The sequence below is a fragment of the Streptomyces sp. MUSC 14 genome (assembly GCF_001866675.1).
In the GTDB taxonomy this organism is placed as follows: domain Bacteria; phylum Actinomycetota; class Actinomycetes; order Streptomycetales; family Streptomycetaceae; genus Streptomyces.
In genome coordinates, this window is record NZ_MLYN01000046.1 from 135,775 (window position 1) to 161,670 (window position 25,896).

Here is a 25,896-nt window from a genome sequence, read left to right on the forward strand (position 1 = left end):
AAGGGCGCTTCAGTTCAGCGCGTTCTTCCCGTTGAGGGCCGCCAACCGAGTCTCCGCGAGGCCCAGTTCGCCGGCCCTCTCCAGGAGCTTCTGGAAGTCGGCAGCCTGCGACCCGCCCCCGCTCATCAGCTTCATCAGCAACGCCGACACCGTCAGGTTCTGCACGTCCGCCGTGCCCACGGAGCCCAGGATCCGGCTCAGGTCGTCCGTGAAGCTGGCCGAGCCGTCCAGCCAGGGGCCCGCCAGGGCCTGTGCCGTACGGGAGTTGTCCACGAAGCCGTCCACGCCCTTGCCGAGCGCGACCGAGGAGACCAGCCGGTCGAAGAAGACGGACTCCCCGCCGACGATGTCGATGTCGGCGTTCTCCAGCCCGGTCGCGAGGACGGTCGCCTGGGCCTCGGCGACGTGGCGCTGGGTCTCCAGGCCGGCCAGCCGGATCTCCTTCTCGGCCTGGATCCGCAGCCGGTACTCCTCGTGCCCGCGCGACGCGTCGTCCAGCGCGGCCATCGCGGCGGCCTTCTCGGTGAGGCCCTCGGCCTCGGCCTTCAGCTTCTCGCCGATGGCGGCGGCCTCCGCGAGCGCCCGCGCCTTGGCGCCCTCCGCCTCGGCCAGGCCCTTGGCCCGCACGCCCTCGGCCTCGGCCTTCAGCCGTGCCTCGGTGGCCTGTGCCGCCGCCTGTGCGCCCTGGGCCTCCGCGAGCCCCCGGGCCCGCGCGCCCTCCGCCTCGGCCTTCAGCCGGGCCGAGGTGGCCTCCGCCGCGGCCCGCGCCGCCTCGGCCTCCGCGAGCCCCTTCGCCCGGGCGCCCTCCGCCTCGGCGAGCGCCTTGGCCTGGGTGCCCTCGGCCTCGGCACGCAGCCGGGCCTCGGTGGCCTCGGCCTCCGCGCGGCCGGCCTTGACGGTGACCTCGGCCTCCTTGTCGCGCACCTGGACGGCGGCCAGCCCCTCGGCGGCGGCCTCCGCCTGGACGCCCTCGGCGAGCCGCAGCTTGGCGCGGGCGTCGAGGTCGGCGGTCTTCAACCGGGCCTCGGCCAGGGTCAGTTCCTCACCGGCACGGTGCGTGGCCGCCTGTTCCGCCGCCTCCGCCGCCTTGATGTCCTTGACCAGCCTCTCCTGCGCCTCCGCCTCGGCGGCGATGACGAGGGTCTGCCGTTCGCGCTCGGCCTCCTCGACCACGCGGAGCTTCTTGATGGACTCCTCCTGCTCGGCGACCGTACGGTCCACCGCGACCCGTTCCCGGATGACCTCGGCGATCTCCCGCTTCTCCGCCTCGACCTCCTTCTCGGCGGAGATCTTCGTCAGCTGGGTCTCCCGCTCCCGTGCGATGACCTCCAGCAGCCGGTCCTTCTCGATGCGCTCGTTCTCGACGGCGATGACCCGCTCGCGGTTCTTCGCGGCGACGGCGATCTCCCGGGCCTGGTTCTCGCGCTGCACGCCGAGCTGTTCCTCGGTGCGCAGGAAGGCGCCCTGGGCGCGCAGCCGTTCCTCCTCCACCACGCGGGCGGTCTCGGCCTCCTCGCGGGCGCGGGACGTCTCGATCTCCCGCTTCTGCTTGATCTCGGCGTCCGCCTGCCGGCGCTCCAGCTCCAGGATGGCCTCGCGCGCGTCGACGTTCTGCCGGGTGATCTCCTTCTGCTCCGTGCGCTGGGCCTCGTTGGTCCGCACGTGCTCGACCGCCGTCAGCTCGGTGATCTTGCGGATGCCCTGGGCGTCGAGGACGTTGGCGGGGTCGAGCTGGGTGAGCGGGGTCTGCTCCAGGTAGTCGATCGCGGCGTCTTCCAGGTGGTAGCCGTTGAGGTCGATGCCGATCAACTCGATGACGTGGTACCGGAGTTCCTCGCGCTTGGTGTAGAGGTCGGTGAAGTCCAGCTGCTTGCCGACGGTCTTCAGCGCCTCGGAGAACTTCGCGTGGAACAGCTCCTGGAGGGTGTCCTGGTGGCTGGCGCGTTCGGTGCCGACGGTCTGGGCGACCTTGATGACGTCCTCGACGGTCTTGTTGACCTTCACGAAGAACAGGATCCGGATGTCGGCGCGGATGTTGTCCCGGCAGATCAGCCCGTCCCGGCCGGACCGGCTGATCTCGATCGTCTTCACCGAGATGTCCATGACCTCGGCCTTGTGCAGGATCGGCAGCACCACCTGGCCGGTGAAGGACACGTCCACCCGGCGCGTCTTCGACACGATCAGGGCCTGGCTCTGGTCGACCTTGCGGTACAGCCGCGAGAACCCGAGCACCGCGAGCACCACGACGACGAGACAGACGGCGGCGAGCACGCCGAGGGCTTCCATGGCATACGTCCTTGCCTCAGACGACAGATCGGAGCCCTTGGCAGTCACAGCTCCCGGTGCCGGACATCAGCAGACCTGCCGGTGTCCGGCACCGGAAACCCCCCGTAGTGCTCCCCGCCGACCATGGTGCGTGGGGGCGCGTGCCGGCGCATTGCCGGTTCCCGGCAGTGTTCACTAGGGTCTTTGTGCCGGACCTGCGCTAAGAAAGCGTCACCGGCGCGTCAAGATCACGGGGGACGGGGGCGGACGGCGTGCGGGACCGGCATGACATATCCGGGCAGTACGAGCACTATCTGGACGGTTTCAGCGACACGCTCACCGAGGTCGCGGCCACCGGGCGCCGGCTGACCCGCGAGGAGCTCAAGGCCCGCCGCACCCTGGGCGAGCAGGCCGCCGAAGCCGGACACGGACTGCGTGCCCTGGTCGTCGCCCATCTCGCCGCCGCCCGTGCCGCCTGGCCGGTAGGCCCCGGCTCGGCCGAGAGCACGCTGGCCGCCCTGGCCGCCGTGGAGCAGGCGGTGGACGCGTTCGCCGAGGGGTACGAGCGCGCCCAGCGGCTCACCGTGCGGCGCGAGGAGGCGGCCCGCCGCGAGTTCATCGACGACCTGCTGTACGGGCGCGGCGGCCTGGGCCGCCTGGCCGAGCGCGCGGAACGCTTCGGCCTGCGCCTGTCCCGGGCGCACGCGGTGGCCGTGGCCGAGGGCCCGACGGCGTACGTCGAGGGCCTCGGCGTGGCCCGCACCGTGGAGGCGGCCGTACTCGGCCGCTTCGACACCCGCAGCATCCTGTTCACCACCAAGCACGGCCGGCTGCTGTGCATCGCGCCCGGCGACGAGGACGAGATCCTCACCTGCTTCGCCCAGCAGGCGCACACGGCAACGGACGGCGGCCGGGTCGCCATCGGCCGCGCCCAGCCGGGCCCCGGCGGCGTGGTCCAGTCGTACGAAGAGGCCCTGGCCGCGCTGGAGATGGCCGGACGCCTCGGACTCGCGGACCCGGTCCTGCGCGCCGCCGACCTCCTCGTCTACCCGGTCCTGGCCCGGGACCGGCAGGCGATGGCCGACCTGGTCTCGCACACCCTGGGCCCCCTGGCGGAGGCGAGGGGCGGCGCGGGCCCCCTGCTGGAGACCCTGAGGGCGTACTTCGACGCGGGCTGCGTGGCGGCGGAGGCGGCCCGCCGCCTCTCCCTGAGCGTGCGGGCCCTCACCTACCGGCTGGAACGCATCCACCACCTCACCGGCGCCAACCCGGCCGACCCCGCCCACCGCTACATGCTCCAGACGGCGGTGATCGGCGCCCGCCTGCTGGACTGGCCGAACCGCCCGCTGTGACGGACCGGTTCAGCCGGACACCGAGAACGGGCCCCGGCAACGGCCTCGCTGGCCATCGGAAAGTACTTGCATTCTTGGAAAGTAATGTCCATGCTGACAGCAGCACGCCAGACGCACGACGCACGCGGGGCGGACCGACCAACCTCCCTGCCCTCACCGAAAGTTGACGCATGAACGACACGGGGGAACCGATGGACGCCCTGGACGCACGGCGGGCGCAGGACGCGCTCGCCGCCGCCCGCGCCGCCAGCAGCGCGGCGCGCCGGGCCGGCGGCCGGGACCGGCCCCGGCGGTTCCTCGTCGGCCAGGGCCTCGCCATCGCGGCCGGCTTCACCGCGCTCGGACTGGCCGACCTGCTGCCGCGGTACGGGACATGGCTGATACTCGCCGGACTGGCCTGCACCGCCGGCTTCTTCGCACTGGTCTGGATCGGCGCCCACCACGGCGGCGTGACCGGCTGGTTCAGCCGCGCCGGCGGGCCCCGCCGTTCGGCCTGGGAGCTGTGGTGGGGACCCCTCGTCACGATCGGCGTCGGCATGCTGGCCGGCATCCCGTACGGCGCCGCGGGCTGGCTCATCGCCTTCGGTCTCGCGACCGGCGTGGAGCACGTGCTGCGCGCGTTCCTGTCGCGCCAGGGCAGCACCGCGTGAGCGGCCGCGCGGGCGACTCGCCGCCCACCCTCGACCGCGAGCTGCACCATCCGACGCGGCTGGCCCTCGCGGCCTATCTCTCCGCCTGCGGCGAGGCGGAGTTCGCCGTCCTGCGGGACTACTGCCAGATCTCCGACTCCACGCTGAGCAAGACCCTCTCCGCGCTGGAGAAGACGGGGTACGTCAGCGTCCGCAAGGGCTACCTGGGCAAGCGGCCGCGCACCTGGGCCGCGCTCACGCTCACCGGCCGCCGGGCGCTGGGCCGTCACCTCGCGGCGCTGGAGGAGATCGCGGCGACGGCCAGGCGGACCGCGGGAGGTTGCGCCGAGGACCCTGCCGGGCACGGGAGTTGACCGGGCCGGGCTACTCCTCGTCGACCGTGCGCACCTGGGTAGCCTCCCCCGGCTCCCGCAGTCCGTCCAGCTCCGAGCGCACCAGCAGCACGTCACCGACGAACAGGTCGTACACCAGGATCCCGATCACGCCGCCGATCAGCGGCCCGACGATCGGGATCCACCAGTAGGAACTGAACGAGCCGGACACGCTGCCCGGGAAGGCCAGACTGTTCCAGCCGGCCGCGTAGGTGAACAGGCGCGGCCCGAAGTCACGGGCCGGGTTGATGGCGTAGCCCGCGTTGGCGCCGTAGGACATGCCGACGGCGGCGACGACGAAGCCCACGATCAGCGGTCCGAGGTTGGCCTGCACGGCCTGGTTGCGCAGGTCGAGGACGGCGGCGATCAGCATGAGCAGGAACGCCGTACCGACGATCTGGTCGACCAGCGGCCCCCAGTAGCCGCCGTGGAAGTACGCCGCCGGGAACGTCGCGAAGATGGAGAAGGTAGCGTTCGTGTGCCCGTTCACCTTCGGTCCCGTCGCCGCGTGGTCGTAGGCGTGGATCGCGTCGTGGTAGACGAGGTAGACGAGCGCGGCTCCGGTGAGCGCGCCCACGACCTGCGAGAACCAGTACGGCAGCACCTTGGCCCAGGGGAACCCGCGGCGCACCGCCATGGCCAGGGTGACCGCCGGGTTGAGATGGGCACCGCTGACGCCGCCGGCCACGTACACGCCGAAGACGACGGCGAACGCCCAGCCCCAGGTGATCAGCAGCCAGTCCCCGGCCGCGAGGAAGATCGTGGTGGGCGTGGCGGCACGGCCCGAACCGGGCAGCGCGGCCACCGCCATCGCGACCACACCGCAGCCGAACGCGATGAGGACGAGGGTCCCGAGGAACTCGGCGAGACACTCGCCGAGGAGCCCTCCCCGGCTTCTGAGCCGGGACGGCTTGATGATCGCGGGGATTTCGACAGCCACTCCGAGCCCCCTCGAAGAGAGCAAAACGGGCAATGCGACCATATTGGCCTACAAACCCGCACCCCGCAGTTCAGCTGTCGAGGTCGTCGGCGAAGTGCCGGAATCCGTGCCGCTCCCGGTGCAGGCCCCACAGCACCTCCGCGAGCACGTCGGGGTCCTTGCGCGCGTGCCCGGGCGTGATGGCGCCGGGGACGACCAGCTGGGCGACGTGGATGCCCTCGCCGGCGAGCCGGTCGTGCAGCAGATGCCCGTACGCGCTCTCCGCCGCGAAAGCGATCGAGGTACCGGCCCGCTCGGGATGCGGTACGGCGGCGGTCCCGCCGTTGACGAGGAGGATCGTCCCGCGCCCGAGCCGCCGCATCCCCGGCAGCACCTGCTGCACGGCGGCGACGACCCCGTACACGGAGAACTCGATCGGCCCGACCAGCTCGCGGTGCCCGGTCTCCAGCACGGGACGCATGAAGTCCCGGTGCGGCACCGGACTGTACTGGAGCACCTCCACGGTCCCCAGCTCCGCGGCGGCCCGCTCCAGAGCCGCCGCCAGCTCCAGCGGCCTGCGCACGTCGGCGGTGAACCCCGCGGCCCGCACACCGCTGGCGGCGAGGTCCTCGACGAGCCGGTCGAGATGGTCCCGCTGCCGGGCGAACAGCGCCACGGAGAACCCCTCCCGCCCGAACCGCCGCGCGACGGCGGCCCCCAGCCCGGTCCCCGCACCCACGATGGCGATACTGCTCATGGGGGCCATCCGTACCGCGCCCGGCGGCCCGCCACACCCCTCCGGCCCCCGGACCGGCCGGGAACTACGCCACCCCGGCCTCCCGCAACCGCTCCGCCTGCGCGGCGGTCACGGCCCGTACGGCGAAGAACCCGGCGATCGCGGCGCCGACCACGGCCGCGTCGGACGTCAGCAGCGGCCAGACCTCGTGATACGCGCGGGCGATGATCTCGTCGGTGGAGTCGCGGTACATCAGCCCGACGCCGCTGAGCATCCCGATCAGCCACAGCGCCCACCACACGTTCACGGAGCCGGGCACCCGGCGCCCGGGCGCGCTGCCCTGGAACGCGTCCACGACGATCCCGCGCGGGAACCACAGGTTGACCAGGGGCACGACCCACCCCAAGTACACCCAGATCCCCGCGTACTTCGGCTCGTCCCCCGACAGCGCACGGGCGTTGTCGCGCAGCTGCCACAGCCAGGAGACGAAGAGCAGGGCGCACAGCGCGACGGTCGCACCGCCGGCCGACGTCACCAAGTGGTACGAGTCCTCAAGGGAGTTGAGCGGGCGGTGCACGCCGTTCCCCTGGTCGGGCGGGCCCGCGGCCGGTTTTCCGGCGGCGGCGAGCCGCAGCTCCCACACCCCCCGTACCACCCAGGCGAGCCCGGCCAGCAGCAGTCCCCCCGAGGCCAGCCGCCCGGACACCGTGATCGGCCGGAGCCCGAGCGGACGGGCGGAGAGCGCGTTCATCTGTTCGGTCACCTGATCATCCTGTCCTATGGGAGGCGCCGCTGGGCCATCCGTGTGCATCCGTCATGCGATCGGCCGTGCGCGGGCCGTTCCGGCTCTCCCGCACGGTGTCCGCGCGGCAAGGATGACGAGGAGCATGACGAGGCGCGGACGTCTTGGCGTGCGCGGAGCGCGAGCAGCGGGAGACAGACGACTTGTGAGCATCATCGACGAACCCCACGGTGCCGCCGCGGCCGCCGACTCGTACGAGAGCGAGGTGCCGCTCCGGGCCAGACAGCCCGGCGGCGTCGTGGTGAAGTGGCTGACGACCACCGACCACAAGACGATCGGCACGCTGTATCTGCTGACGTCGTTCGCGTTCTTCCTGGTCGGCGGCGTGATGGCACTGCTCATGCGCGCCGAGCTGGCCCGGCCGGGCCTGCAGCTCATGTCGAACGAGCAGTTCAACCAGCTCTTCACGATGCACGGCACCGTGATGCTGCTGATGTTCGCGACACCGCTGTTCGCGGGCTTCACCAACTGGATCATGCCGCTGCAGATCGGCGCGCCCGACGTGGCGTTCCCGCGGCTGAACATGTTCGCCTACTGGCTCTACCTGTTCGGCTCGCTCATCGCGGTGGCCGGCTTCCTCACCCCGCAGGGCGCGGCCGACTTCGGCTGGTTCGCCTACTCCCCGCTGACGGACGCGATCCGCTCCCCGGAGGTGGGCGGCGACCTGTGGATCATGGGTCTGGCCATGTCCGGCTTCGGCACCATCCTCGGCTCGGTCAACTTCATCACCACCATCATCTGCATGCGCGCCCCCGGTCTGACCATGTTCCGCATGCCGATCTTCTGCTGGAACGTGCTGCTGACCGCCGTCCTGGTCCTGCTCGCCTTCCCCGTGCTGGCGGCCGCGCTGCTCGCCCTGGAGGCGGACCGCAAGTTCGGCGCCCATGTCTTCGACGCGGCCAACGGCGGCTCGCTGCTGTGGCAGCACCTCTTCTGGTTCTTCGGCCACCCCGAGGTGTACATCATCGCCCTGCCGTTCTTCGGCATCGTCTCCGAGATCATCCCGGTCTTCTCCCGTAAACCGATGTTCGGCTACATGGGCCTGATCGCCGCGACCATCTCCATCGCCGGTCTGTCCGTGACCGTCTGGGCGCACCACATGTACGTCACCGGCGGCGTGCTGCTGCCGTACTTCGCCTTCGTGACCTTCCTGATCGCGGTGCCGACCGGGGTGAAGTTCTTCAACTGGATCGGCACGATGTGGAAGGGCAGTCTGTCCTTCGAGACCCCGATGCTCTGGTCGGCGGGCTTCCTCGTGACGTTCCTCTTCGGCGGACTGACCGGAGTCATCCTGGCCTCGCCGCCGCTGGACTTCCACGTCTCCGACTCGTACTTCGTGGTGGCCCACTTCCACTACGTCGTGTTCGGCACGGTGGTCTTCGCCATGTTCGCGGGCTTCCACTACTGGTGGCCCAAGATGACCGGCAAGATGCTGGACGAACGGCTCGGCAAGATCACCTTCTGGACGCTGTTCGTCGGCTTCCACGGCACCTTCCTGGTCCAGCACTGGCTGGGCGCCGAGGGCATGCCGCGCCGCTACGCCGACTACCTGGCGGCCGACGGCTTCACCGCGCTGAACACGGTCTCGACCATCAGCTCCTTCCTGCTCGGCACGTCGATGCTGCCGTTCCTCTACAACGTGTGGAAGACCGCCAAGTACGGCAAGAAGGTCGACGTCGACGACCCGTGGGGCTACGGCCGTTCGCTGGAGTGGGCGACCTCCTGCCCGCCGCCCCGGCACAACTTCGTGACCCTGCCCCGGATCCGCAGCGAATCCCCGGCGTTCGACCTGCACCACCCCGACATCGCGATGGCGGAGCACGAGCACCAGCTCCCGGTGCGGACCGACCGAGGGCAGACGTGACCGGCCCGGCCGCGCACGGAGCCGACGGCACGCTCGCGGGCCAGGTGGAGGGCTACCTCCTGTGGCAGGCGCGGATCGCCGAAGCGGAGCAGCGCGCACGGGAGTTCACCGGCCCCCTGGACTGGCTGACGACCGCGCAGCGCGAGGAGATCGAGCGGCGCTACACCGTCGACAGCCTGCACCGGGCCCGCGCGGACCTGGAACGCGTCGCCGCCCGGTGCCGGTCGCTGCGCACCGAGTACGAGCACCGCTACACCGAACTGCGCCGCCGCTGTCTGGCCGTGACCGTCGCCACCGCCGTAGCGGTGTGCACCGGCTGCACGGCGGTGGCCGCTCTGCTGCTGGTCTTCTGAACGGATCCTCACGCCATCCAGAAGAAGACCGCTGTCATGCGCTTCTCCTCCAGCGTCCGGCCGGTGTAGTCCGTCGCGCTGTGCACGAGGTTGGCGTTGTAGAGGAGCAGCCGGTTGTACTTGTGCGGGACGCGCACGTCCTCCTCGAAGTGGTCGCCCGGGACGAAGCGCGTGCCGAGGGCCTCGACGAGGTTGTTGTGCGGGGCCTGGACGATGTTGCCGCCGAGCCGGCCGCCGGGCAGTGACTGGCGGTAGAAGGCGGTGCCGCAGTTCTTCGGCACGTGCGGGTTGAGGTAGAGGACGGCCGCGTACCGGCACAGGGCGCGCGAGTCGGTGTGCGGGCGGGGCTCGCTCTCGCCCGCGCCGACGACCTGGACGCAGTTGTGGTTCAGGGTGCCGCCGCCGGGCGCCTGCTGCACCCACAGTTCCTTCGCGCCGGTCGCCTGCTTCACCAGCCGCTCGATGACGGCGAGTTCGCCCGGCGCCAGTCCCGGCATGGCGCGCAGCCCGGGCCACGTCTCGGAGGTGTACGGATACCCCTGGACCCAGTCGTCCTTGGCCAGGCACCGTTCCCGTACGGCGTCGACGTCCGGCAGGACGTCGTCGAAGACCCAGTAGTCACGGCCCTTGGTGGGCTTGCGGTAGGGCAGGACGGGCAGCGCGGCGGGCGTCCTGGGGGGTGGCTGTGGGGGCATGCGGCGAATCTATGCCAGCGTTTCCCCCGCTCTCTCCCGAGGAATGGTCAACTCTTCCGGGCGAAGGTCAACTCTTCTTTACCTGTCGCACAGATACGAACGGCTTCCGCATCCGTACTGCTGTGTGTCCGAGCCGCCCCGCACGCCGTCACGTGGGCGGCACCCCGACCGGGCAGGAGGCACGGTGCGCTTTTCGCGGAACGCGACGGGAACTCTCTTCGTGGGCGGTGCGATGGCCGTGACCCTCGCGTCACTGGCCTACCCGAGCATGCTCGGCCTGAGCAAGGTCGCCACCGCCCAGGACCGCGTCATCGCCAACACCCAGTGGGGGCCGCTGACCGAGCAGGACCGGGACTTCGTGGTGAAGGTGCGGGCGGCCGGTCTGTGGGAGTACCCGGTGGGGCAGATGGGGCTCCAGAAGGGGACCACGCCGGCGGTCAAGACGGCGAGCGAGCACCTGGTCGACGGGCACGCGGCGCTGGACACCACCTGCCGCAAGATCGCGCCGATGCTGAACATCACGCTGCCCAACATCGCGAGCCCCCAACAGGAGGGCTTCGTCCGGCAGTTGCAGGCGGACAGCGGGACGAAGTTCGACAGCGACTTCGCCAACATCCTGCGGATGACGCACGGCGCGATCTTCAACACCATCTCGAAGATCCGCTCCACCACGAAGAACACGCTGGTCCGAGCGCTCGCCGACCAGGCCAACAACACCGTGCTCGACCACATGACGGTGATGGAGAAGACCGGTTTCGTCGACTTCGACCAGACGATCTTCCAGCAGACGACCCCGCCGAAGCTGCCGAACTCGGACCTGACGCCACCGCCGCCGCCCGCGGGCCAGCCGCAGGTGGTGCTGACCCCGCCGCCGAACGCGACGTCGACCCCCGTGGACATCAACGGGATCGCCGGGGGCGGCGGTACGGCCGGAGCCTCACCGGGAGCGAGCCCCGCGCCGACGGCCGGTTAGGAGCGCTACGCCAGCCACACCGTCGTATCGGGCGGGAGAACTCCGCTCCCGTCACACGGCCCGCTCGCCAGCAGCACCTCACCCGGCGGCAGCGGTACCGGCACCTCCCCGAGGTTGGTGACACACCGCCAGCCCGGGGTGCGGGTGAAGTCCAGGACGTCGGCCCCGCTGCCGGCGGACCACGTCAGCGTCTCCCCCTCCAGCAGCTTGCGGCGCAGGCGCAGGGCGGTGCGGTACAGCTCCAGGGTCGAGCCGTCCGCCCCGGTCTGCGTCTCGACGGCGTACGACGCGAAGGACGGCGGCTGCGGCAGCCAGGCCGGGCCCGGACCGAAGCCGTACGACGGGCCCGTCGCGGTCCACGGCAGGGGGACGCGGCAGCCGTCGCGGCCCTTGCGGGTGCGGCCGGTCTGTTCCCAGACGGGGTCCCGCAGAGCCTCGGCGGGCAGGTCGGCGACCTCGGGGAGCCCGAGTTCCTCGCCCTGGTAGAGGTACGCCGAACCGGGCAGCGCCAGCATCAGCAGGGTCGCCGCCCGGGCCCGGCGCAGTCCGGCCGCGGTGTCCAGCGCGGGGGTCCTGCCGCCCGACAGCAGCCAGGCTTCCGCGTCCGTGCCGGGCGGCAGCAGGAGCCGGGAGGCGTGGCGGACGACGTCGTGGTTGGACAGCACCCAGGTGGCGGACGCGCCGGCGTCCCGGGCGCCGGACAGCGACACGGTGATCAGTTCACGCAGGTCACCCGCGTCCCAGGCCGCCTCCAGGTACTCGAAGTTGAAGGCCTGCCCCAGCTCGTCGGGGCGGGCGTACCGGACGCGGCGGGCGCCGGGCACCCAGGCCTCGGCGACGGCGGTGCGCGGCGGGGAGTAGCCGTCGAGGACCGTGCGCCAGTCGCGGTAGATCGCGTGGACCTCGTCGCGGTCCCAGTACGGGTGGCCGCCCGGCGCCACGCGCGGCAGCGACTCCTCGCCGGTGGCGCCGATGTCCCCGGTGTTCCGCAGCGGTTCGGCGAGGTCCTTGGCGAGGCCGTGGGCGACGTCGACGCGGAAGCCGTCGACGCCCCGGTCGGACCAGAAGCGCAGGGTGGTGCGGAAGTCGGCGCGGACCTCGTCGTTCGCCCAGTTCAGGTCGGGCTGTTCGGGCGCGAACAGATGGAGGTACCAGTCGCCGTCCGCGGTGCGCCGCCAGGCGCTGCCGCCGAAGACGGACTGCCAGTCGGTGGGCGGGAGTTCGCCGTGCTCGCCCGTCCCGGGCCGGAAGACGTACCGGTCGCGGGCCGCCGATCCGGGGCCGGACCGCAGCGCCTCCTGGAACCAGGGGTGCAGGTGGGAGGTGTGGTTCGGGACGATGTCGACGACGACCTTCAGGCCCAGCCGGTGGGCCTCGGCGACCAGTGCGCCGAAGTCCTCCAGTGTGCCGAGGCGCGGGTCGACGTCCCGGTGGTCGGCGATGTCGTAGCCGCCGTCGGCGAGTTCGGACGGGTAGAAGGGGCTCAGCCACAGCGCGTCGACGCCGAGCGTGGCGAGGTGGTCCAGCCGCCCGGTGACGCCCCGCAGATCGCCGACGCCGTCACCGTCGGCGTCGGCGAAACTGCGGGGATAGACCTGGTAGACGACGGCCTGCCGCCACCAGTCGGGGTTCCTGGGGGAGAGGTCGGGGGAACGGGTGGCCATGCGGGCTCCTTCCGACAGTGGGCCCCGCCGTGTCCGGCGTACGCGCCCTACCTCTCCACTGTGTCCAGATAGAGCTTCACGTACCGCTGTACGTCCACCTCCAACGCCACGTCCACCAGGGCCTGTTCACGGCTGCCGCCGTGGATCTCGGACTCGCCGGGGCGGGGGCGGCGGTCGACGATCGTCTGGCCCCGGGACGGGCCGGGGGACAGGGACACCTCGACGGGCAGCAGACGGGTGGTGAGGCCGCCCGGGTCGGCGACCGCGCACACCGCGCCCGCGTCACCGAGGCCGCCCGACTCCTCCGCCTCCGGCTCCTCGCCGATCGCGGTCGGCCGGTGGGCGAGCAGGTCGCCGGCCAGCCGGGTGCCGGGGTCGTCGCTCGCGCGCAGCCGCCGTACGTCCGGGGTGTCCACGGTGACCTGCATGAAGACGTCGAGCCCGTACATGGTGACCGGCACCCCGGCGGTGAGCAGGATCGCCGCCGCCTCCGGGTCGTGCCAGACGTTGAACTCGGCGACCGGGGTGGCGTTCCCGATGCCCACGGCCCCGCCCATGAAGACGATCCGCTCGATGTTGCGGGTCACCTCCGGGTGGGTGCGCAGGAGCAGGGCGATGTTGGTCAGCGGCGCGGTCGGCACGAGCGTGACCGGGCGCGGGGAGGCGAGGATCTCGCGGCGCAGCAGGGCCACGGCGTCCAGCTCGGACGCGGTCCGCCGCGGCGCGGGCAGGCCGAGGTCGCCCATCCCGTCGCTGCCGTGCACGTGCTGGGCCGAGCGGGCCGGCTCGATCAGCGGGCGGGCGGCACCCCGGCCCACCGGGATGTCGGGTGCGCCCGCCCGCTCCAGCACGGTCAGCGTGTTGCGGACCACGCCGTCCACGTCCGTGTTCCCGGCCACACAGGTCACCGCCCTGAGGTCGATCCCGGGGTGGCGCACGGCGAACAGCAGGGCGAGGGCGTCGTCGACACCCGTGTCGCAATCGATGATCACGGGGGTGGGCTGACCGGTCACAGTGGACTCCTTCCGTCGAGGCGACCCTAGATCAGGACGGTCACTCCCACAGGGCGGTGCCGCGCGCCGCGACCCGCCCGGCGATCCGGCGCAGCAGCTCGGACACCGGCACCGGTCCGGGACGCCGCCCGTCGCGCAGCCGTACGGCGGCCAGCCCCTCGGCCGCCTCCCTCGCGCCGATCACCACCTGGTACGGCACCAGCCGCGCACCCCGGATCCGGGCCCCGAGGGTGCCTTCCTCCGGCCCGACGACCTCGGCACGCAGCCCGCCCTCCACCGCCTCGCGGACGACCGCCGCCGCAGCCTCCGCCTGCTCCTGCGCGACCGGCAGCACCGCCAGCTGCACCGGCGCCAGCCAGGCCGGGAAGGCGCCCCGGTGGACTTCGACCAGGTGGGCGACGGCCCGTTCGACGCTGCCGATGATGCTGCGGTGGACCATCACCGGGCGGTGCTTCGCGCCGTCGGCGCCGATGTAGTGCAGGTCGAAGCGGGCCGGCTGGTGGAAGTCGATCTGCACGGTGGACAGGGTGGACTCGCGGCCCGCCGGGTCCGCGATCTGGACGTCGATCTTCGGCCCGTAGAACGCGGCCTCGCCCTCGGCCGCCTCGTACGCGATCCCGGACTCGTCCAGCGCCTCCCGCAGCAGCGCGGTCGCCCGGCGCCACAGCTCCGGGTCGGCGACGTACTTGCCGCCCTCGCCGGGCAGCGACAGCCGGTGCCGTACGGCCTCGATGCCGAGGTCGGCGTAGGCGCGGGCGATCAGCCGCAGCGCGCCGCGGGCCTCCGCCACGGCCTGCTCCAGGGTGCAGAAGACGTGCGCGTCGTTGAGCTGGATCGCGCGGACGCGGGTCAGACCGCCGAGCACGCCGGAGAGTTCGGCGCGGTGCATGCCGCCCAACTCGGCGAGACGCAGCGGGAGTTCGCGGTAGCTACGGGAACGGGAGCGGTAGATCAGGGCATGGTGGGGGCACAGGCTCGGGCGCAGCACGACCTCCTCCGCGCCGAGCCGCATGGGCGGGTACATGTCGTCGCGGTAGTGGTCCCAGTGCCCCGAGATCTCGTACAGCTCGCGTTTGCCGAGCACGGGCGAGTACACGTGCCGGTATCCGGCCCGGCGTTCGGCGTCGCGGACGTACTCCTCCAGGGCGTACCGGACGACCGCGCCGTCCGGGAGCCAGTACGGCAGCCCGGCGCCCATCAACGGGTCGGTGTCGAACAGGTCGAGTGCGCGGCCGAGGCGGCGGTGGTCGGGGAGGCGGTCGCCGGGGAGGCGGTGGTCGCTCATGGTCTTTGGTCCTCTCCTCGCTGCGGAGGGGAGGCGAACGCCCCGGGATGCGCGAAAGCCCCGGGGCGCTCGCCCCGGGGCTTCGTTGCTGCTGGTCAGGTGTCAGCGCGCCGGGACGGTCTCCGGCGTCGTCGTGCTCGACGGGTACTGCTGGGCGCGCTGCATGCGGCGACCGTAACAGCGGCCGGGGCGGCCGTCGAGGGAATTCCGCCGTGCCCGCTCCCGCACCGCCCCCGGCCCCTCACCCGTACGGACCGGAGCGCTGGTGGGGCGGGCGGGACGGTGGTGCCGTGAGAACAGGACCCCACCGGCCCGCAGTCCAGGAGGCAGCCCGATGCCGTCGATGCAGTCGTTGACTTCGTTGACCGAGGCGATACGCTCCCGCCCCCGTCTGCGGCACTCCCTCATAGCCGCCGGGCTCATCGCCGTCGGCGGCTGCGCCGCCCTCGGGCTGAACCATCCGGCGACCGCGCCCCAGCCCCTGCCGACGATCGACCGGCCGACCCCGATCCCGAAGGCGCCGGGGCGGCCGAACGGGGCCTCGCTCACCGACGCGCAGGCGCAGGCCGCACTCCTCACGCCGACCGACCTCGGCGCCTCCTGGACGGCGACCCGCGGGTTCGCCACCTGGCGGGACGGGATGCTGAAGGCGACCAGCTCGGCCGGGGAGTGCTCCCGGCTGCTGAACGCGCTCTACACGGACGAACTCCTCGGCGGCCCGCCCCGCGCCACGATCGGCCTGGACGACACCGACACCGACGCCCAGCTGCACTACCAGATCGGCGCCCGCCGCCCCGCGGACGTCGACGCGACGCTCGGCTGGCTGAAGTCGCTGCCGGCGCAGTGCGCCCGCTTCACGGCCACCACCGACAACGGGCTCCAGGAGGACGTGCGGGTCGACGCGGCCGCGCTGCCCGAGGTCGGGGACGCCCGCCAGGGCCTGCACCTCACCATCGCCACCACCACGTCCGACGGCCGGGACCACCTGCTCACCATGGACGTGGCCGCGGTCCGGGTCGGCCAGGACGCCTTCGCCCTCACCAACGGCGGCCTCGGCGACGTTCCGAACGCCGCGACCCAGGCCGCCGTCCAGGTGGGCGCACTGCACCTGACGGACGTCCACCGGCGGGGCCGGGCGCAGGTGTGATCGGCGCGGACGTCACAACGGCGGCTGCGCCGGTGCCGGGCCCAGGGTGGTCGTGCCCGGGGCCGTGCGGTGGCCGAGGCCGGTGCGGTAGGCGTCCAGGGCGGCCTCGGTGCGGCCGGTGCGGCGCAGCAGGTCGCCGAGGAGGCGGCACAGGTCGGCCAGGTCACCGGCGGCGCCCGCGCGTTCCAGCAGGCTGAGCGCGCGGACGTAGTGCTCCTCGGCGGCCTCGGTGTCCCGGGTGTCCTCCGCGATGATGCCGAGGAGGCGGTGGGCCGCGGCGGCGTGCACGGCGCCGCGCTCGGAGGAGAAGTCCCCGAGGACCTCCTGGAGCAGGACGGCGGCCTCGTCGGACTTGCCGCGCCGGTGCAGCACGTCGGCGAGTTCCACGGCCGCCTGGCTGCGGTACAGGGCGGCCCGGCTCACCGAGAGCATGGTGTACGCCTGCCTCAACTCGGCTTCCGCGCGGTCCAGTTCGCCGTTCTGCGCGCAGACGTAGCCGCGCATCCAGTGGCAGTTGGCCAGTTCGGTGCGCAGCCGCAGCCGGCGGTACAGCTCGGCGGCCTTGGCGAGGGAGGCGTCGGCCTCGGTGAGCCGGCCCTCGGCGAGCAGGGTGCGGGCCACCGAGCGGTGCATCCGGGCGATCAGCGCCGGGTCACCGGCCTGCGGGGCGAGCGCGAGGGCGAACTCGGCGGCCTGCGCGGCGCGGGCGTGCGCGCCCATGTCCATGTACGGCCCGATCGCGCTGGCGTAGAGCAGGAGCAGCGCGTCGGGATCGTGCAGCCCGCCCCGGTTCAGCTCGTCGAGCGCGGACTCCAGCAGATAGACGGCGTACCGGAGTTCACCGGCGAGGTAGTGCGAGACCGCCCGGCCGCGCAGTGCGGGCACGCGTACCGGCAGCGACTCGCCGTCGAGGCACCGCTCGGCCCGCTCGAAGCACTCCCGGGCCTTCGTCAACTCCCCCGTCTCCAGCGCGCATTCACCGAGCCCGAGCAGCGAGCCGGCCTGTTCCGCGGCCAGTCCGTAACCCGCCGCCTCGGTGAGCAGCGCCTCGTACCGCCCGGCGGCCTCCTCGGCCCGCCCGTCGGCGAGCACCCGCTGGGCCTCGGTGAGCCGCAGCCGGAGGTCGGTGGCGAGATGGGCGGGCTGCCCGACGGCCAGCTCCTCGAAGGCGACGCCGAGCCGCCCGGCGATGTGCCGCAGCGCCTCGTCGGAGGCCCGCACCCGGCCGGCCTCCACGGTGGAGATGTAGGCGGGCGTGTAGGCGGGCTCCGCCAGCTGACGTTGCGTCAGCCCGCGTTCCGTACGAAGTTGCTGTACGCGCCGTCCCACGACCGCCGGATCGTCCCGTTCCCGCATCTGTCGGATCCCCCAACTCCCTTGGCACCTCTTGCCGTTCGCATCGGGCAGCCCTAGGTTAAACGGCGGATTAAGCGTGCTTAATACGTCGCTGTTGTGTTCGTCGTTGTTGTGTTGCGAGGTCGCCGTGCAAGGACGTACGCCCGCCCCCTACGGACCCCCCACCCCCGCACCCCTGATCCCTGCCCGGATTCGCCTGGGCGCAGGCACCCCGACCGTGCGGGGTGTGGCGGCGGCCGTGATCGCCGCGGCCGTCCTCGTCCTCGCGGCCAACGCCGGCCCGGCCCACGCGGCGGACGGCACCCGTGCACCCACGGCCGTCCAGCGGCACGTCCACCACCACTGACGAGGACCCTCTCCCCGCGCCCCCGCCGGAGGCCTAGTCTTGCGCCCGTGACCTCCGCCGCCGCGCGCACCGCCCTCGACCTGACCGCCGACCTCCCGGTCCCGGACCTGGAGGATCTGTACCGGGACCTGCACCGCCACCCCGAGTTGTCCCTGCGCGAGCACCGCACGGCCGGGCTGCTCGCCGGGCGCCTGGCGGACGCCGGGTTCGAGACCGCCGAGGGGATCGGCGGCACCGGTGTCGTGGCCCGGCTGCGCAACGGCGACGGGCCCACCGTCCTGCTGCGCGCCGACATGGACGCGCTGCCGGTGCGGGAGGAGACCGGGCTGCCGTACGCCTCCCTGACGGACGGCGTGATGCACGCCTGCGGGCACGATCTGCACGTCACCTGGCTGGCCGGCGCCGGCGCGGCACTCGCCGCCGGCCGGGACACCTGGCGCGGCACCCTGCTGCTCGTGGGCCAGCCCGCCGAGGAGACCGGCCAGGGCGCGGCCCGCATGGTCGCCGACGGCCTGTACGAACGCTTCGGCCGCCCGGACGTGCTGCTCGGCCAGCACGCGGCCCCCGGCCCGGCGGGCCTGTACCCGCACTCACCCGGCCTGATCATGTCGGCGGCGACGGACGTGGACGTCGTCGTGCACGGCCGGGGCGGACACGGCTCACGCCCGGAGGCCACCGTGGACCCGGTGGTGACGGCCGCCTACCTGGTCACCCGCCTCCAGACGGTCGTCTCGCGGGAGTTGGCGGCCGGTGAGTCGGCCGTGCTGACCGTGGGCCGGATCGAGGCGGGCACCCGGCACAACATCATCCCGTCCGAGGCCCGGATCTCCCTCAACCTCCGCAGCCAGTCCGAGGAGGTCCGCCGGCGGATGCTCGCCGCGATCGAGCGCATCGCGCGCGGCGAGTGCCTGGCCGCCGGCTGCCCGCGCGAACCGGAGGTCACCATCGGCAACACGTTCCCGGTGACCGTGAACGACGCGGCCACCGACACCGCCGTCGCCGCCGTGCACGGCGAGGTCTTCGGGCCCGGCACGGTCTTCGACCCGGGCCCGGCGATGGGCAGCGAGGACTTCCCCCAGCTGGCCCTCGACGGCACGTTCCCGTACGCGTACTGGTTCGTGACGACCACCCCCGCCGAGGTGTGGGAGAAGGCCCCCGGCGACACCCTCCCGGAGAAGCTCGCGGCCGTCCCGAGCAACCACAGCCCGCACTTCGCACCCGACCTGTCAGTGATCGCCCCGGGCGTCCGCACCCTCGTCTCCGCAGCCCTGACACTGCTGCCGAGCGAGTAACTACCGGATCACGTCCTGGAGCTGACGCAACTGCCACTGGACGTTCTCCAACGCGCCCTCCCGGAGAAGCCCGCGGCCGTCCCGAGCAACCACAGCCCGCACTTCGCACCCGACCTGTCAGTGATCGCCCCGGGCGTCCGCACCCTCGTCTCCGCAGCCCTGACACTGCTGCCGAGCGCGTAACTACCGGATCACGTCCTGGAGTTGACGCAACTGCCGCTGGACGTTCTCCAGCGCGCCCTCCCGGCGGCCCGGGACCCGCAGCCGCAACTGCGCGAGCGCGGGGCCGAGTTCACGGGCCCGCGCCGTGTCCTCGATCCGGCCCCACTGGTGGTGTGCCCGGTCCGCCGCCGCCTCCACGGCGGGCGCGTCCACGGCCTGCCCGGCGGCCAGCCGCACCCCGGCCACCGCGAGCCACGCCCGGCAGCTGCCCACCGCGTCCCCCGCGAACATCGCGAGGTCGGCCCGCACTTCCGCCCAGTGCAGGGCCGTGTCGGAAGCCGGCCCGTGCGCCCGCACGGCCGCCGCCTCGTACCGGGCCGCCAGCTCGGCCGCCTCGGCATGCCGCCCGTCGCGCACGGCGGTGCTGATGGCGGTGTGCGGGTCCTGACCGGTGGGGTGAGGGGCGTGCGCGGGGGCGGTGCGGGAGCCCTGCACCGGCGCAGGCGCAGGTGCCGGAGAACCCGGGGCGGCGTGGGCCGCCGGTGGGACGGTCGGTGCGCCGGGGTGGGGGGCGGCCTGGGCGAAGGTGTAGGGGTGCCGAGGGGCGCCGCCCGGCAGGGGCGGGACCGAGCCCTGCGGGCGGGCGAGGCCCGTGGGCGGGTGGGCGAAGACCAGGTCCCGGCCGGCGCCGGCCTCGGCGATCCGGGCCAGCGCCTGCTCGTGCAACCGGAGAAGCGGCGGCCGGTGCCCGCTGCGCAGCAGCGTCGCCACCGCCTTCATGTACGCCGGCTCCGCCAGGCCCCGCCGCCCGGCCGCCGGAGCCACCCGGCCGTACACCGCCGCGTTGGGCCCGCAGTCCAGCCCCCGCTCGGCGACGTACCGCCACGCCTCCGCGTCCGCGTGCAGATCCACGACCAGCGCCGCGTCCGCCGCGGAGCGCAACCGCAGCTCGTCCCGGATCCAGTGCCACGGCAACGCGGTGTAGCGCACGGTCGCCGCGGTGGTGCGGGCCAGCGCCACATGCGGCAGATGCTGTTTGCGGTCCAGCTGGAGCTGCCCGGCGAGGTAGACGGTCAGCGGACCGGGCGCGGCCGCCGCGGCCCGCAGCCGGGTCAGCACGGCCTGCGGTTCCAGCGGATCGGCGAGTTCGACCACGTTGGCCGTCTCCGTGCCGGACAGCACGGCCGGGGCGACCGCGGCCAGCACCGGCAGCACACCGGCCGCGTCCACCAGGCGCCCCTTGCCCAGCGGCGAGGCCGCGAGCAGCAGTACGGTTCCGGGCATCGTCCCTCCCCCTGTCGACGGTCGACCCTGCGCAACCCGTGGTCACGGCTTGCTTCCAGCCAGCACCGTAACCGCTGTGACCGCACACGCGCGCCTCAGGACCGCGGACCATCCGGTTCGGGCCCTTCGTCCCCGCCCGCACCGGCCGGATCGGCCGTCTCCGCGCCCGCCTCCGCCAGTCGCCGTACGGCGAACACCGTGGTGTCGTCGCCCAGCCGCCCCCCGCTGTGCCGCAGCACCCCGTCCCGGACCCGGCGGACCAGGCCCAGGGGCTCGGTGCGCAGGTCCGGTTCGGCGGTGACGGCGCGGGCGACGTCGGGGGCCAGCGCGTAGAAGACGCCGTTGCGGTCACGGGCCTCGGTCACCCCGTCGGTGACCAGCAGCAGCGTCTCGCCGGCCGCCAGCGGCACCCGGTGCACGGGCGGCGGTGCCCCCGCCAGCTCTCCGAGCCCGAGCGGCAGCCCGTCCCCGCTCGGCAGCTCCCGCACCCCGTGCGGGCCGACGGCGAGCGGCGCCTCGTGCCCGAAGTTCACGGTCTCGACGACGTCCGGGCAGTCGGCGCAGAAGCCGATCAGCACGGCTGTCGCGAACCGGTCCCCGTCGTCCCGGCCGAGCGCGGTGCAGTGCATACGGTGCCGCAGCATCCGGACCTCCAGGCGTTCGGCGACGGTCGCGAGATCCTTCTCGTGGTAGCCGGCCTCGCGGAAGGTGCCGAGCAGCGCGGCGGCGGCCTCCACCGCGCCGAGCCCCTTGCCCTGCACGTCACCGACGAGGACCCGGGTGCCGTGCGGGCCGGGCTGGATGTCGTAGAAGTCGCCGCCGACCCGGGCCTCGACATCGGCGGCCAGGTACACGCCCGCGTGCTCCAGCCCGGCCCAGCACGGCGGCAGCGGGCGCAGCACCGTGCGCCGGGTGGTCTCGGCGATGCGCATGATGTGCAGGGTCTGCCGCTCCTTGCGCTCGCGCACGGCCGCGGCCAGCACGGCGAGGATGCCGCCGAGGCCGACCAGCACGAAGTCGCCGAGCCCGGCCCGGTACTCGCCGGGCCAGGCGCTGTCGACGACGAAGTACGTCACCACCGCGAGCACGGCGAAAGCGCCCGTCGTCCACACCCCGCAGATCGCCGCGGCCGTGCCGGGGACCAGCACGATCCAGGAGATGATCCGGAACCGCTCGGTGGTGTTGAGGTCCACCAGCACGATGCCGACGAGCAGCAGCAGCGACGGCACCCAGGCGATGCTGCGACCGCGGACCCGCAGCAGCTGACGCCCCCGCCCGTACTCCGTCTCCGTCACGGCGGGCAGCCCTCCATGCACCCAGCGAAACACGCCGGGTACCCGCCCGCATCCGGGCCCCGCCCGGGCGGGGCCACCCGTCCGGCCGACTTGCCGGGCCGCGGTGCCAGGTGTGCTCTGGAAGGCGGGGGCGAGGAGAGAGAGGAGCGCTCTCATGGCTCAAGCGGCACCCGTGCCCGGCGGCATGTCCCGCCCCGGGCGGACACCGGAGGTGGAGGCCGCCCGGCACGCCCGCCCGCCCGACGTCTTCGACGCGCGCACCCACCACGTCGCCCACTTCGCCGGCCCGGTCGTGCTCGGCCTGGTGTACGGCTACTGGGTCGCGGCCGACAACCGCGTCGGCGGTGCCATCACCGGCTGGAACCTGCTGCTCGGGTTCGTCAGCGCGCTGGTGTTCGCGGTCGTCTCCATGGCCCTGCTGACACTGGCCCCGCGGATGCCGCGGGAACTGCACGCGCTGCTGTGGACGGCGTTCGCCGGCTGCGCGTTCGGCTTCCTCTACAGCCAGAGCGGGCACTCGATCTGGCGGACGACGGTGATCTCGCTGGTGGTGGCGGGGGCTACGTTCGCCACGTTCTTCTACCGCTACTACACGCGCGAGGACGCGTTCGGGCAGCGCACCCGCTGAGCGGGTCACCGCATCCGCTGAGCGGGTCACCGCATCCGCACCAAGTGCGGACGTACGGCCTGTGTGCGTGGGCCCCGGCCGGCAGATCGCCGTACGGGGCCCACGCACTCCCCTGTTTTCCCTCTACCCACACCGGCCCCACGAGCCGGTTTCCGTCTCCCCAGCACCAGGAAACACCCGTTCGGACGAACCCTCCACCGGAGGAGCCGAAACCGCAGGTACGCCCGGCGGGCGCACGGTGGGGCGGGGGCCACCCGAATGCCACGCCCCGGTCGCGCGCCCCGCCCGAAGGCCGTTGCCTGGAAACGTGCCCCCACGTCTCAGGAGCGTCCTGTCGGCCGCGCTGATCGCCCTGTCCTGCCTCCTCGTGCCGCTCGGCGCGCTGGCGGCCTGGGCGGCGTACGGGCTGGTGGACACGGGCCGCTACGTCACCACGCTGGCGCCGCTCGCCGCGGACCCGGCGGTGCGGGACGCCGTGGCGGACACGGTCGGCGACGGCCTCTGGCGCGTGGTCGACGAGCACATGGACGTCCGCCCGGCCGGGGGTACCCCCTCCGGGGGAGGCTCCCTGCGTCCCTTCGTGCACGACGCGGTGCGCTCCTTCACCCGGACCGAGGCGTTCCGGCTGGCCTGGGACACCGGCAACCAGGTCACCCACGACGCGGTGCTGCGCGCCCTGCGCGACGAGCGGGACAGGACGGCCGGACAGCCGGTCACCGTCGACCTCGCCTCCGTCACCGACCCGGTCAAGCGCCGGCTGACCGAGGACCACGTGCCGCTGGCCGCGCGCATCCCGGTGCAGCACACCCCGGTCGCCGTGCTCCCCGGGGACGAACTGGCCGCGTACCGGAAGGGATTCCACGTGCTGGAGGTGGCCGGCTTCTGGCTGCCGCTCTCCGCGGTCGCCTTCGCCACGACCGGCATCGGGCTGGCCGTCCACCGCCGCCGGGCCGTCACGGCGACTGCCCTCGGCACGGCCCTGGGCGGCGGCCTGCTGGCCCTCGCCCTGTCCATCGGCCGCGCCCTGACCCTCGCCGACCTCCCCGCCGACGTCCCCCACCCGGCCGCGGCCGCGGTCTACGACGCCCTCACCGCCACCCTGCGCACCACGGCCTGGCTCCTGCTGGCCCTCGGCCTGACCGCGGCCGCGACCACCTGGCTCACCCGCAACGTCCGCCTGAACCGCCCGGGCCGCCCCGGCCGCCGCAGGCCGCCGGCACCGGCCGGGCGCAGGCCCGACCCGACCTGACCTGAGAAGAAGCGGAACCGGACACCCGGATCACCGGATAATGGGCCCATGTCCCGAGAGTTCCCCGTCAGCCTCACCCCTCCCGACTGGCTGGTCCGGAACCTCCAACCCGAGCAGTCCCCCGTCAACTGGCCCGCGGTGGCCCGCGCCGCCGTCGCCCTGGCCCTCCCCCTCGCGATCGGCCTCGCCACCGGCCACCCCGCCTACGGCGCCCTCGGCTCCATGGGTGCCCTCTCCGGCGTCATCGGCGACACCGCCGACGCCTACCGCATGCGCATCCTCAACATCGCCGTCCCCCAGCTCTTCGGCGCGGTCGGCGTCACGCTGGGCACGCTGGTGTACGGCCACGGCTGGTACGCGGTGGCGGCGGTCACCGGCGTGGCCCTGCTCTCCGGCATGATCTCGACGATCGGCGCGGTCGCCTCGGTCTCCGGCCTGCTGCTGCTCCTCAACTGCGTGGTGGGCGCGGGCCTCCCGCTGCCCCGCCCCTGGTGGCTCGCCCCGGCCCTGATGACCGGCGGCGGCCTCCTGGTCCTCCTCCTCGCCCTGCTCGCCTGGCCGTTGCGCTCGGGCGTACCGGAACGCGCGGCGGTGGCCGCCACGTACCGCACGGTCGCCGCGCTCCTCGCCGTCTCCGGCACCGACCGCACCGAGGAGTACGCCCGGGCCCGCCAGGCCGTCACCCAGTCCCTGAACCAGTCGTACGACCTGGTCCTCGCCCGCCGCGCCCGCCATCACGGCCGCAGCCCCGAACTCACGCGCCTGCTGGCCCAGTTGAACGCCATCACCCCGATACTGGAGGCGGCCCCCGCGGCCCACTGGGCGGCCCGACCGCTGTCCCCGCAGATCCCGGACGCGGTCCACCGCCTGGCCCACGCCGTCGAGACCGGCGCCACGGGCCCGACGGCTCTCGACCTCCCGGTGCCGCTGACCGAGACGGCCCGCGCGGTGGACCACGCCCTGCGCCACACGGCCGAGGTGGTCGCGTCCCCCGACGTGGACCCGCGCGGCATCGACGACCGCCTCGGCCGCCCCGCCGCCCTGGGCATCCGCACGGCACGGGCGGCCCGCAACGTGACCCTCTCCGCCAACTCCTGGCGCTACGGCCTGCGCCTCGCGGTCTGCATCGGCATCGCCCAGGCCCTCGTCTCCCTGATTCCGGTCCCGCGCTCGTACTGGGTGGCCCTGACGATCACCTTCGTCCTCAAGCCCGACTTCGGCTCGGTCTTCTCCCGCGCCCTGCTGCGCGCGCTCGGCACGGTGGTGGGCCTCGTGGTCGCGGCGGTGGTCCTGGCCGAGGTCCCCCTGGGCTGGTGGGACGTCCCCGCGATGCTGTTCCTGGCCCCCCTGATCCCGGCCCTGACCCCACGGGGCTACGGCTATCAGACCGCCGCCATCACCCCGGTGATCCTCCTCCTCTCGCACATCCTGAACCACCAGGGCACGGCCCTCCTCCTGCCCCGCCTGGCGGACTCCCTCCTGGGCTGCGCGATCGCCCTGAGCGCCGGCTACCTCCTGTGGCCGGAGAGCTGGCGCACCCGCGTCGGCGACCGGCTGGCGGACGCGGTGGCGGACACGGCGGCCTACGTGGAGAAGGCATTCACCCCGGGCGCGGCCCCGGACCCCGCCGCCCGCGCCCGTACGCGCCGCCGCCTCTACCGCGACCTGTCGGTCATCCGTACGGAGTTCCAGCGGGCCCTGACCGAACCTCCGCCGACCGGCCGCCGCGCGGCGGCCTGGTGGCCGCTGGTCGTCGCCGTGGAGCGGATCGTGGACGCCACGACGGCGGCCCGCGTCCGCGTGAAGCACGGGGCGCCGCCCCCGTCGCCGGCCGAGGTCGCGCAGATCACGCTGCAACTGCGGGAGCTGTCGGAGGGCGTGCGCAACGCCGAAACGTTGACCCCGGTTCGCACGGATCTCACCGGCCCGCCGGACAGCGTTCTGGAACCGCTCCGCCAGGAGGTCGCCGCGGCCCGGTCGATCGCATCCCCCCACTGAGCGCTTCGCTAACCTTACGTGTCCGTCCTGGCCAGGGATCTACGGGCATCAACTCATACGAAGGGTTGCGCACATGGGCATTCTCACTCTCCTGCGGAACGCATTCGGCCGCTCACGCAAGGGACGAGCCGCCGAGGCGGAGGGTGCGAGCCGCCTCGCGACCCGACCGGCCGAGCCCCCCACCTCCCCCTCCGCCC

The 25,896-nt window shown here is 73.3% G+C and carries 22 protein-coding genes; 11 read left to right on the forward strand and 11 right to left on the reverse strand.

What is annotated here, in order from left to right:
* Window positions 1–9 precede the first annotated feature (9 nt).
* Window positions 10–2,286: a hypothetical protein gene (locus BIV25_RS28435; protein ID WP_071375294.1), complete on the reverse strand. Its 2,277-nt coding sequence runs from the start codon at window positions 2,284–2,286 to the stop codon at window positions 10–12.
* A gap of 251 nt (window positions 2,287–2,537) precedes the next feature.
* On the opposite strand from BIV25_RS28435, the gene BIV25_RS28440 reads away from it, so the two are divergent.
* From BIV25_RS28440 to BIV25_RS53215, 3 genes are all read left to right on the forward strand, one after another.
* Entirely contained in the window at window positions 2,538–3,617 is a 1,080-nt protein-coding gene (locus BIV25_RS28440) for a CdaR family transcriptional regulator (RefSeq protein WP_079176939.1), read from the forward strand.
* Window positions 3,618–3,787: 170 nt separating this feature from the next.
* The gene (locus BIV25_RS53210) at window positions 3,788–4,267 is read left to right on the forward strand and encodes a hypothetical protein (RefSeq protein WP_071375295.1); all 480 of its coding nucleotides are present in this window, start codon (window positions 3,788–3,790) and stop codon (window positions 4,265–4,267) included.
* A complete protein-coding gene (locus BIV25_RS53215) occupies window positions 4,264–4,620 on the forward strand; it encodes a transcriptional regulator (RefSeq protein WP_071375296.1) in 357 nt (118 codons plus the stop codon). Before BIV25_RS53210 ends, BIV25_RS53215 begins: the two co-directional genes overlap by 4 nt.
* A 10-nt stretch (window positions 4,621–4,630) precedes the next feature.
* Here BIV25_RS53215 and BIV25_RS28455 read toward each other — a convergent pair whose 3' ends face one another.
* The 3 genes from BIV25_RS28455 to BIV25_RS28465 form a co-directional block, all read right to left on the reverse strand.
* Window positions 4,631–5,578: an MIP/aquaporin family protein gene (locus BIV25_RS28455; protein WP_071375297.1), complete on the reverse strand. Its 948-nt coding sequence runs from the start codon at window positions 5,576–5,578 to the stop codon at window positions 4,631–4,633.
* A 70-nt stretch (window positions 5,579–5,648) separates the two neighbouring features.
* A complete protein-coding gene (locus BIV25_RS28460; protein ID WP_177235439.1) occupies window positions 5,649–6,314 on the reverse strand; it encodes an SDR family NAD(P)-dependent oxidoreductase in 666 nt (221 codons plus the stop codon).
* A gap of 64 nt (window positions 6,315–6,378) precedes the next feature.
* Window positions 6,379–7,044, reverse strand: coding sequence for a DUF4328 domain-containing protein (locus BIV25_RS28465; RefSeq protein WP_071375327.1), 666 nt, complete (start codon window positions 7,042–7,044; stop codon window positions 6,379–6,381).
* Between the two features lie 196 nt (window positions 7,045–7,240).
* Here BIV25_RS28465 and ctaD point away from each other — a divergent pair, with 196 nt between their 5' ends.
* Both ctaD and BIV25_RS28475 read left to right on the forward strand, forming a co-directional pair.
* A complete protein-coding gene (gene ctaD, locus BIV25_RS28470; RefSeq protein ID WP_071375299.1) occupies window positions 7,241–8,959 on the forward strand; it encodes a cytochrome c oxidase subunit I in 1,719 nt (572 codons plus the stop codon).
* Window positions 8,956–9,312, forward strand: a complete 357-nt coding sequence (locus BIV25_RS28475; RefSeq protein WP_071375300.1) for a cytochrome C oxidase subunit I — start codon at window positions 8,956–8,958, stop codon at window positions 9,310–9,312. Before ctaD ends, BIV25_RS28475 begins: the two co-directional genes overlap by 4 nt.
* Window positions 9,313–9,320: 8 nt before the next feature.
* Here the strand turns inward: BIV25_RS28475 and BIV25_RS28480 are convergent, their stop codons facing one another.
* The gene (locus tag BIV25_RS28480) at window positions 9,321–10,007 is read right to left on the reverse strand and encodes a DUF6445 family protein (protein ID WP_071375301.1); all 687 of its coding nucleotides are present in this window, start codon (window positions 10,005–10,007) and stop codon (window positions 9,321–9,323) included.
* 232 nt (window positions 10,008–10,239) lie between these two features.
* On the opposite strand from BIV25_RS28480, the gene BIV25_RS28485 reads away from it, so the two are divergent.
* Window positions 10,240–10,980 (forward strand): DUF4142 domain-containing protein, encoded by a 741-nt coding sequence (locus BIV25_RS28485; protein WP_177235441.1) that lies wholly within the window; start codon window positions 10,240–10,242, stop codon window positions 10,978–10,980.
* A gap of 5 nt (window positions 10,981–10,985) precedes the next feature.
* On the opposite strand, the gene BIV25_RS28490 is transcribed toward BIV25_RS28485, so the two are convergent.
* The 3 genes from BIV25_RS28490 to thrS are packed head-to-tail and all read right to left on the reverse strand — an operon-like array spanning window position 10,986 to window position 14,942.
* Window positions 10,986–12,644, reverse strand: coding sequence for a glycoside hydrolase family 13 protein (locus BIV25_RS28490; RefSeq protein ID WP_071375303.1), 1,659 nt, complete (start codon window positions 12,642–12,644; stop codon window positions 10,986–10,988).
* Between the two features lie 47 nt (window positions 12,645–12,691).
* Complete coding sequence (locus BIV25_RS28495) at window positions 12,692–13,657, reverse strand: nucleoside hydrolase (RefSeq protein WP_071375304.1); 966 nt, start codon at window positions 13,655–13,657, stop codon at window positions 12,692–12,694.
* Window positions 13,658–13,697: 40 nt separating this feature from the next.
* Complete coding sequence (thrS, locus tag BIV25_RS28500) at window positions 13,698–14,942, reverse strand: threonine--tRNA ligase (RefSeq protein WP_071375305.1); 1,245 nt, start codon at window positions 14,940–14,942, stop codon at window positions 13,698–13,700.
* Between the two features lie 334 nt (window positions 14,943–15,276).
* Here thrS and BIV25_RS28505 point away from each other — a divergent pair, with 334 nt between their 5' ends.
* Window positions 15,277–16,089 carry a hypothetical protein gene (locus BIV25_RS28505; RefSeq protein WP_256256139.1) on the forward strand — a complete coding sequence of 271 codons (813 nt, stop codon included), beginning with the start codon at window positions 15,277–15,279 and terminating at the stop codon, window positions 16,087–16,089.
* 12 nt (window positions 16,090–16,101) lie between these two features.
* On the opposite strand, the gene BIV25_RS28510 is transcribed toward BIV25_RS28505, so the two are convergent.
* Window positions 16,102–17,445, reverse strand: coding sequence for a helix-turn-helix transcriptional regulator (locus tag BIV25_RS28510; protein ID WP_071375306.1), 1,344 nt, complete (start codon window positions 17,443–17,445; stop codon window positions 16,102–16,104).
* Window positions 17,446–17,838: 393 nt separating this feature from the next.
* Here BIV25_RS28510 and BIV25_RS28515 point away from each other — a divergent pair, with 393 nt between their 5' ends.
* Entirely contained in the window at window positions 17,839–19,083 is a 1,245-nt protein-coding gene (locus tag BIV25_RS28515) for an amidohydrolase (RefSeq protein WP_071375307.1), read from the forward strand.
* 183 nt (window positions 19,084–19,266) lie between these two features.
* On the opposite strand, the gene BIV25_RS28520 is transcribed toward BIV25_RS28515, so the two are convergent.
* Both BIV25_RS28520 and BIV25_RS28525 read right to left on the reverse strand, forming a co-directional pair.
* Window positions 19,267–20,529 carry a hypothetical protein gene (locus BIV25_RS28520; RefSeq protein WP_071375308.1) on the reverse strand — a complete coding sequence of 421 codons (1,263 nt, stop codon included), beginning with the start codon at window positions 20,527–20,529 and terminating at the stop codon, window positions 19,267–19,269.
* Between the two features lie 95 nt (window positions 20,530–20,624).
* Window positions 20,625–21,824, reverse strand: a complete 1,200-nt coding sequence (locus BIV25_RS28525; RefSeq protein WP_079176940.1) for a PP2C family protein-serine/threonine phosphatase — start codon at window positions 21,822–21,824, stop codon at window positions 20,625–20,627.
* A 154-nt stretch (window positions 21,825–21,978) separates the two neighbouring features.
* On the opposite strand from BIV25_RS28525, the gene BIV25_RS28530 reads away from it, so the two are divergent.
* The 3 genes from BIV25_RS28530 to BIV25_RS28540 all read left to right on the forward strand — a co-directional run bounded on the left by BIV25_RS28530 (window position 21,979) and on the right by BIV25_RS28540 (window position 25,699).
* Window positions 21,979–22,452 (forward strand): hypothetical protein, encoded by a 474-nt coding sequence (locus BIV25_RS28530; RefSeq protein WP_071375309.1) that lies wholly within the window; start codon window positions 21,979–21,981, stop codon window positions 22,450–22,452.
* A gap of 307 nt (window positions 22,453–22,759) precedes the next feature.
* Entirely contained in the window at window positions 22,760–23,701 is a 942-nt protein-coding gene (locus tag BIV25_RS28535) for a hypothetical protein (RefSeq protein ID WP_071375310.1), read from the forward strand.
* A 48-nt stretch (window positions 23,702–23,749) separates the two neighbouring features.
* Complete coding sequence (locus BIV25_RS28540; protein WP_071375311.1) at window positions 23,750–25,699, forward strand: FUSC family protein; 1,950 nt, start codon at window positions 23,750–23,752, stop codon at window positions 25,697–25,699.
* Window positions 25,700–25,896 lie beyond the last annotated feature (197 nt).